General features: G+C 57.6%; 7 protein-coding genes and 1 pseudogene (1 of these 8 cut by a window edge). 7 read left to right on the top strand and 1 reads right to left on the bottom strand.

Going from position 1 to position 6,031, the window contains the following annotated elements:
• The 4 genes from JF616_09760 to JF616_09775 form a co-directional block, all read left to right on the top strand.
• Positions 1–186, top strand: a 186-nt coding sequence (locus JF616_09760) for a hypothetical protein (GenBank protein MBW8888028.1), incomplete at its 5' end; no start/stop codon positions are given.
• A gap of 355 nt (positions 187–541) precedes the next feature.
• Positions 542–952 (top strand): CPBP family intramembrane metalloprotease, encoded by a 411-nt coding sequence (locus JF616_09765; GenBank protein ID MBW8888029.1) that lies wholly within the window; start codon positions 542–544, stop codon positions 950–952.
• 64 nt (positions 953–1,016) lie between these two features.
• Positions 1,017–1,394 (top strand): VOC family protein, encoded by a 378-nt coding sequence (locus JF616_09770; protein MBW8888030.1) that lies wholly within the window; start codon positions 1,017–1,019, stop codon positions 1,392–1,394.
• Between the two features lie 58 nt (positions 1,395–1,452).
• Positions 1,453–1,905 carry a VOC family protein gene (locus JF616_09775; GenBank protein ID MBW8888031.1) on the top strand — a complete coding sequence of 151 codons (453 nt, stop codon included), beginning with the start codon at positions 1,453–1,455 and terminating at the stop codon, positions 1,903–1,905.
• Between the two features lie 55 nt (positions 1,906–1,960).
• Here JF616_09775 and JF616_09780 read toward each other — a convergent pair whose 3' ends face one another.
• A complete protein-coding gene (locus JF616_09780; protein MBW8888032.1) occupies positions 1,961–2,539 on the bottom strand; it encodes a YdeI/OmpD-associated family protein in 579 nt (192 codons plus the stop codon).
• A 186-nt stretch (positions 2,540–2,725) separates the two neighbouring features.
• On the opposite strand from JF616_09780, the gene JF616_09785 reads away from it, so the two are divergent.
• From JF616_09785 to rsmH, 3 genes and pseudogenes are all read left to right on the top strand, one after another.
• Positions 2,726–3,154 (top strand): hypothetical protein, encoded by a 429-nt coding sequence (locus JF616_09785; GenBank protein ID MBW8888033.1) that lies wholly within the window; start codon positions 2,726–2,728, stop codon positions 3,152–3,154.
• 150 nt (positions 3,155–3,304) lie between these two features.
• Entirely contained in the window at positions 3,305–4,996 is a 1,692-nt protein-coding gene (locus tag JF616_09790) for a discoidin domain-containing protein (protein MBW8888034.1), read from the top strand.
• Between the two features lie 73 nt (positions 4,997–5,069).
• Positions 5,070–6,031: pseudogene (rsmH, locus tag JF616_09795) on the top strand (16S rRNA (cytosine(1402)-N(4))-methyltransferase RsmH) (it continues 100 nt past the right edge of the window).

The raw sequence follows: 6,031 nt of genomic DNA on the forward strand, positions 1-6,031 counted from the left end.
AAGTCCCCTTTTTCCGCTTTCGTGACCGCATTGTCCATATACCTGGGAGTCATGGTACTAAGCGCGATAGTCGACCCCAAAACGATTATCCAGGGCGTAATCGTGAAGGTCGCCGTGATCATGGCTTTGATTAACGGCATCAAGGCGGCTATTCCCACCAAAGGGCTGGCGCGTGGAAGCGCCTGAAAACCCTTCTCCGGCGGAAATCATCGCCTGCTCGAAATGCGGATCGGAGAACCCGGAAGCAAAAAGATTTTGCCCTCATTGCGGTTTTCCCGCGGCTTTGGTTTATAAGCTACCCGTCTCGGCTTGGCAATCGATTGAGCCGGCGATAAAGGCATACGCCATCCTCTTCGGGGTCGACCTCCTTTTCCTATCGCTGAAAATAACCCCGAAAAGCATTCACCTGGAGATCGAAATACTCATCGATCTCCTATTTTATTCGGTCGTCCTATTCGCTGTTTATCCGTTCAGATCGAAGATCTTTTTTTTAAGCAGACGGTTTTTCAATGAATATTATTCGCCATTGAAAATGGTTCCCATGGCCATCCTGACGGGCGCGGGGATTTATCTGTACTTTCAACTAGTCGAAATGCTCGGGGTTTCGACCATAAGTTATCTCGAAAAGACGGATCTCGGGACCCTGAGGATTCCATGGGCCTTCATAAGCACGGTTTTGCTGGCTCCCGTTTTCGAAGAGATCTTCTTCCGGGGGTATCTCTTCCAGAAATTCCGATTGGTATTGAAGCCCGGGCAGACCATCCTTCTGCAAGGACTCCTCTTCGGAATCATCCATTTGAATCCGGCCATGTATATTTCCCACACCATGATGGGGATCCTATATGGTTACTTTCGATATCGGACGAAATCATTGCTGCCCGGCATCGTGTGCCATGTCCTGTGGAATTTTTGCGTGGTCGGGGCCGAATACTGGCGACTCACGCTCAATTAAGGGCGATGAATTAAAAGCGAAGAATTGAAATCGGATTGAAATGGAAACATCCCGGAGGTCGATTATGCAGCGTGTAACCGGAATCGGCGGAATCTTCTTCAGCGCCAAGGACCCCGCTAAACTTCGCGCCTGGTACAAAACCCATCTCGGCATCCCCGTCACGGAATGGGGAGGCGCGGCCTTCCGCTGGGTCGATGCCTCGGGCGCTCCTGCCAATGGCACTACGGCCTGGTCCATCGGGAACGGTTCCAACTTCGCTCCCGGCAAGTCCTTCATGGTGAATTACCGCGTGGCGGACCTGCATGGACTGCTAAAACTGCTGCGGGAAGAAGGCTGCCAGGTGCTCGAAAAGGTGGATGAATCGGAGTACGGGATTTTCGGGTGGGTCATGGACCCGGAGGGAAACAAAGTCGAGCTTTGGCAACCACCGGAAGGCCAATAGTTCGCCGTAAGATGGCTAGCTTTTCAAGCCGTCAGATTCCAACACCCGGAGGTTTGCTATGGATCCCGTAGTTCACTTTGAAATGCCTTTCGAAGATAAGAAGCGCCTATCGTCATTCTACAAGTCCGCCTTCGGCTGGAAGATGGAGGCCATGGGCGAAGACATGGGGAATTACGTCGTGGCGTCCACGACGGAATCCGGGCCGCAAGGTCGTCCGAAAATTCCCGGGACCATCAATGGCGGCTTCTTCCCCAAGAAGCCCGATTGGCCGGCCCAATATCCTTCCGTCGTCATCGGGGTCGGCAGCATCAAGAAAGCCATGCAGAAGATCGCCAAGGCGGGCGGCACGGTATTGGGCGAGCCGATGGCGATTCCCGGCGTCGGGCAATACGTTTCCTTCACGGACACGGAAGGCAACCGCGTAAGCATCCTGGAGCCGCTCCCCATGGGGAAACCGGCGAAAGCAAAGCCGGCGCCCAAGAAAAAAGCGGCCAAGAAAAAGAAAAAGTGATCCCCCGCGGCGACGCCGGTCGCCGCGCTTCGTCCAGCATTCCGTTAGGCGCGCCTTAGTCATTCAAGCCCATTCCATCGAGAATCCGATCCTCGCATTTCTCGATCCTCGCCTCCCGCGTCTGGGATTGCTTGGGCGCCGAGAAATGCAGGAGGTAGCCCCTTTGCCTTCCCGGCGTCAAAGCCTCGAAGGCCCTTTTCAAGGCGGGATCCTTTTCCAGCCGGTTCCGGAATTCCGCGGGGACGGCGTATTCGGTAACCTTTTTCAAGGTCACCTTCAAACCGGCTTTTTCCACGTCGATGGCTTGATGGATATAGGCCTTCAGGGGGGATTGCAGTTTCGTGATCTCCTTGACATCGGTGAAGCGGGCTTGGCGGGCCGCCTGCACGTTCTTCGTTTGTTGGATGAGGATACCCTTGGGATCCTTCATCAAGGCGCCTTTGAAAAAGAGGAGGGCGCAATATTCCTTGAACACGTGGATCAGGACGATGTTGCTACCCTCGAACGTGTAACAGGGACAGCCCCACTTCAGTTCTTCGGCCAGGCCGCAGGCAAGGGCGATCGATCTCAGCTTCCGGATTTCCTTCTGCCACTTTTCCGCCTTGTTGAAATAAAAATCGACCTTTGGATTCATTCTTGATCCACCCTTTATGTACGATGTCCGAAAAAGCCCCGCATAAAACTACCTACGGGATGGCTCACGCGCTCCGCTTTTGAGAGCGGTCTCGCCTGAAAAGCGGAAGGCACCCGTCATGGGAGGATTTAAAATATGGAAAGTGGCAGCATGGGAACGATCGGGTTTCTGGAAACGGGAGCGTCTATGAAATCGATATGGGTCTTCGGTTTGGTTACCGCCGCGATTTTGGCCGGGTGCGACCTGCAAAATGCCGGTAATAAAATCGATTTAAGCGGATGTTGGCAAGTCATCGATACCACCATGGGCGAGGCGCTGTTCGCCGTCGATACGGGGAGCCTGGAATTGGCGCAATCCGGGCAGGCCATAAATGGCTATGTTTCCTGGTCTAAATCGGACTTTGATCCGCCCGATAGCGTGGCAGGGACCCTTGTCGGCAACTCGCTCACCTTGAAGGTCACCGATCTCAAAACCAAGGTAATCCGCGACTTCGGCGGAGTCGCGAAGGACGAGAGTTCCTTTGCGGCTTCCTGGAGCGGTCCCCAATCGATCCCCTTTACGACCCCTACCAGCGACTGGGCCGGCGTCCGTATTTCCTGTCGCACGGGAAAATAGATGGCAGAAAAAGTGGAATTTGGCCCGAATCCCGGAACTTGGGGCGGGATAGGCCGGATTTGGCGGGTGGTTTCGGCCTGAATCCACTAAGTTATGGGCACCATTTGAAAATCTACGGGTCGGCGATTCCGCCTACGGATTGGGGAGCTCATGATGACGTTCCGGAAGACATCGTTTCTCTACCGATTGGGCCTGGCGGCCGCCGTCCTCCTGGGGTTGGCGAAAGCCCCGCAGGCGAAATGGCTGACCATCCATAACGACTTCATCGTGTACGATACCGAGGGCAATGCCGTGCATACCCGCAGCGGCACCCTGCGCAAGTTCGGCACCACCTATTACTGGTACGGCAGCGCCAACGGCTTTTCCAACCAGATGTGCTACTCGTCCACCGATCTGCTGCACTGGACGAACAAGGGCGCGGTCATCGTTGCCCCCAGCACCAACCGGATGGACGTCCTTTACAACGATTCCACCAAACTCTACGTCATGTTCCTGAAGACAGGGTCCTCATCGGCATGTAATCTAGGCATCGCGACCAGCCCCACGCCGGACGGGAAATTCACCTTGGTGACGAGTAACCCGGTTCAAGGATCCCCGATCGGGGACATGTCGGTGTGGCAGGATACCGACGGGAAAGCCTATCTCGCCTACGTATGGGACAGCATTCCCGGCGCGAATTCCGGCGGCGTCTCCCAGCATGCCCTCGCGCTCATGTCGCCGGATTACCAGAGCGTTTCCAAGCGGATGATGCTCTGGAACGCAGGCAGCCGCGAAGGCATGTGCGTCATGAAGGCCCACGGGCTCTACTATTACATCAGCTCCCTCACCCTGTGGACCCAATCGACCGAATCCCAATACTATACGGCCACCAGCCCCGCCGGCCCCTGGACCACGAAGCTGCAGCCGATCCTGGTTCCCGGGAACACCAAGAACAATTCCTGGGACACCCAAAGCGATTTCGTCTACAACTTCAACGGCCCGAAAGACACCGTGTACATGTACGGCGGCGATCGCTGGGAGAGGCCCGATCCCGCCCGCCTGGGGGATTACGCCTGGCTGCCCTTCAGCTTCACCCCCAAGGATACCCTGCTCATCAACTATTACCAGGATTGGGAAGTCGATCCGGATAACGGGACCTGGAGGGCTTTCGACCTGAAAAGGAACCTGGCCCTGCATAAGACCGCGACGGCGTCCTCGTCGACCGGATCCAACACCCCGAACAACGTGACCGATTCCACGGACTGGAAGAACTACTCCTCCTCCAAATGGGTCAGCGGCGACGGCGACGCCCAATGGATCCGCGTCGACCTCGGCTCGGCCATGCCCGTCAACCGGGTGATCCTGAAATGGGATTCCAGCTACGCCAAGGCCTTCAAGATCCAGGTGGCCACCGATACCGCCAATTGGACGGACGTGTATACCTGCGCCGCCGTTGGCCCGCGTTCGGTGACCGATCAGACCTTCGCAACGGCCTCGGCCCGCTATGTGAGGATGCTGGCCTCGTCGAAGGGCGGCACCGCCGGATACACCTTGTTCGACTTCATGGTCCTCAACGACACCGGCGTCACGGTATCCGCGTTCCGGCCCCGGGTGGGATCGGTTCCCTCCCGAGCGGCGGTTTCCTTCGAACATAATGTCCTTCGTTATGCCGTCCCGGCCGGGATTCCCGTAACCCTGGAAATCATGGACAGCCGCGGGAAGCGGGTGGCCTTGCTCGCGGATGGATACATGGCCGCAGGCCGTTATGAAACCGCATTGCCCGCCCACTTGGGCCATGGCATGTATCTCATCCGCATGACGGCCGGCGCGCAAAAACTCGAAAGCCTTCGGGTCCGCTTATAACCTGAGCGGCCCCGGCAGGGGAGCTGACGGCTTCTGGCAAAGGGATCCGAATTTGATATAATTCGGATCTGCCATGGCCGATCAGGATATTCCCCATAAACGACGGGTCCGCTATCGCGGGACCCACCCCCGCGGATTCGAAGAGAAATATAAGGAACTGGATTCCTCCCGCTACGAAGCGGACACCCAGAAGGTGATTGCCCGCGGCCAAACCCCGGCCGGCACCCATCGGCCCATTTGCGTCAACCCCATCCTGGAAATCCTCGCCCCCAAGCCCGGGGAGATCGGCCTCGACGCCACCTTGGGTTACGGCGGCCATGCTGCCGAACTCCTGGCTCGCATCCGGCCCGGGGGAACCTTGTTCGCGATGGATGTCGATCCGATCGAATTGCCCCGTACGGAAGCGCGCCTGCGGGCGCTCGGGTATGCGGAAAGCGAACTGGAGGTGCGCCGCATGAATTTCGCCGGCATCGCGAAACTGGCCGCGGAGCTGGGCCGGGGATTCGATTTCGTCCTCGCCGACCTGGGGGTTTCCTCCATGCAAATCGACAATCCCGCGCGGGGCTTCACCTTCAAGGCGGACGGGCCCTTGGACTTGAGGCTTAACCCGGGGCATGGGCAATCGGCCGCCGACCTCATCAAAGGGATCTCGCAGGGCGATTTGGCCCTGATGCTCTATGCCAATGCCGACGAACCCCATGCGGAGGACATTTCCCGGATCATCCACTCCCGCAAGGGAAAGATCCGCACCACCTTGCAATTGGCCGATGCCGTCCGCTTCGCGCTGAAGGATCTTCCCAAAGCGGAGCGCGAAGAGGATTCCTCCGCTTCGTTGCAACGCACTTTCCAAGCCTTGCGCATCGCCGTCAACGACGAGTTCGGCGCCCTCGATCGGTTCCTGGCGTTATTGCCCGAATGCCTTGCGCCGGGAGGCCGCGCGGCGATCCTGAGCTTCCATTCCGGGGAAGATCGCCGGGTGAAAAAATCCTTCCAAGCCTTCTCCCGCGAAGGCGTCTACGCCGAGGTCGCCCCCGA

The organism is Fibrobacterota bacterium, assembly GCA_019509785.1.
Classification (GTDB): domain Bacteria; phylum Fibrobacterota; class Fibrobacteria; order UBA11236; family UBA11236; genus Chersky-265.

What these genes read in the sequence shown, in the direction of transcription:
- JF616_09765 (MBW8888029.1), top strand. Translation starts at nt 542, where the DNA reads ATGGCCATCCTGACGGGCGCGGGGATTTATCTGTACTTTCAACTAGTC.
- JF616_09770 (MBW8888030.1), top strand. Translation starts at nt 1,017, where the DNA reads ATGCAGCGTGTAACCGGAATCGGCGGAATCTTCTTCAGCGCCAAGGAC.
- JF616_09775 (MBW8888031.1), top strand. Translation starts at nt 1,453, where the DNA reads ATGGATCCCGTAGTTCACTTTGAAATGCCTTTCGAAGATAAGAAGCGC.
- JF616_09780 (MBW8888032.1), bottom strand. Translation starts at nt 2,539, where the DNA reads ATGAATCCAAAGGTCGATTTTTATTTCAACAAGGCGGAAAAGTGGCAG.
- JF616_09785 (MBW8888033.1), top strand. Translation starts at nt 2,726, where the DNA reads ATGAAATCGATATGGGTCTTCGGTTTGGTTACCGCCGCGATTTTGGCC.
- JF616_09790 (MBW8888034.1), top strand. Translation starts at nt 3,305, where the DNA reads ATGATGACGTTCCGGAAGACATCGTTTCTCTACCGATTGGGCCTGGCG.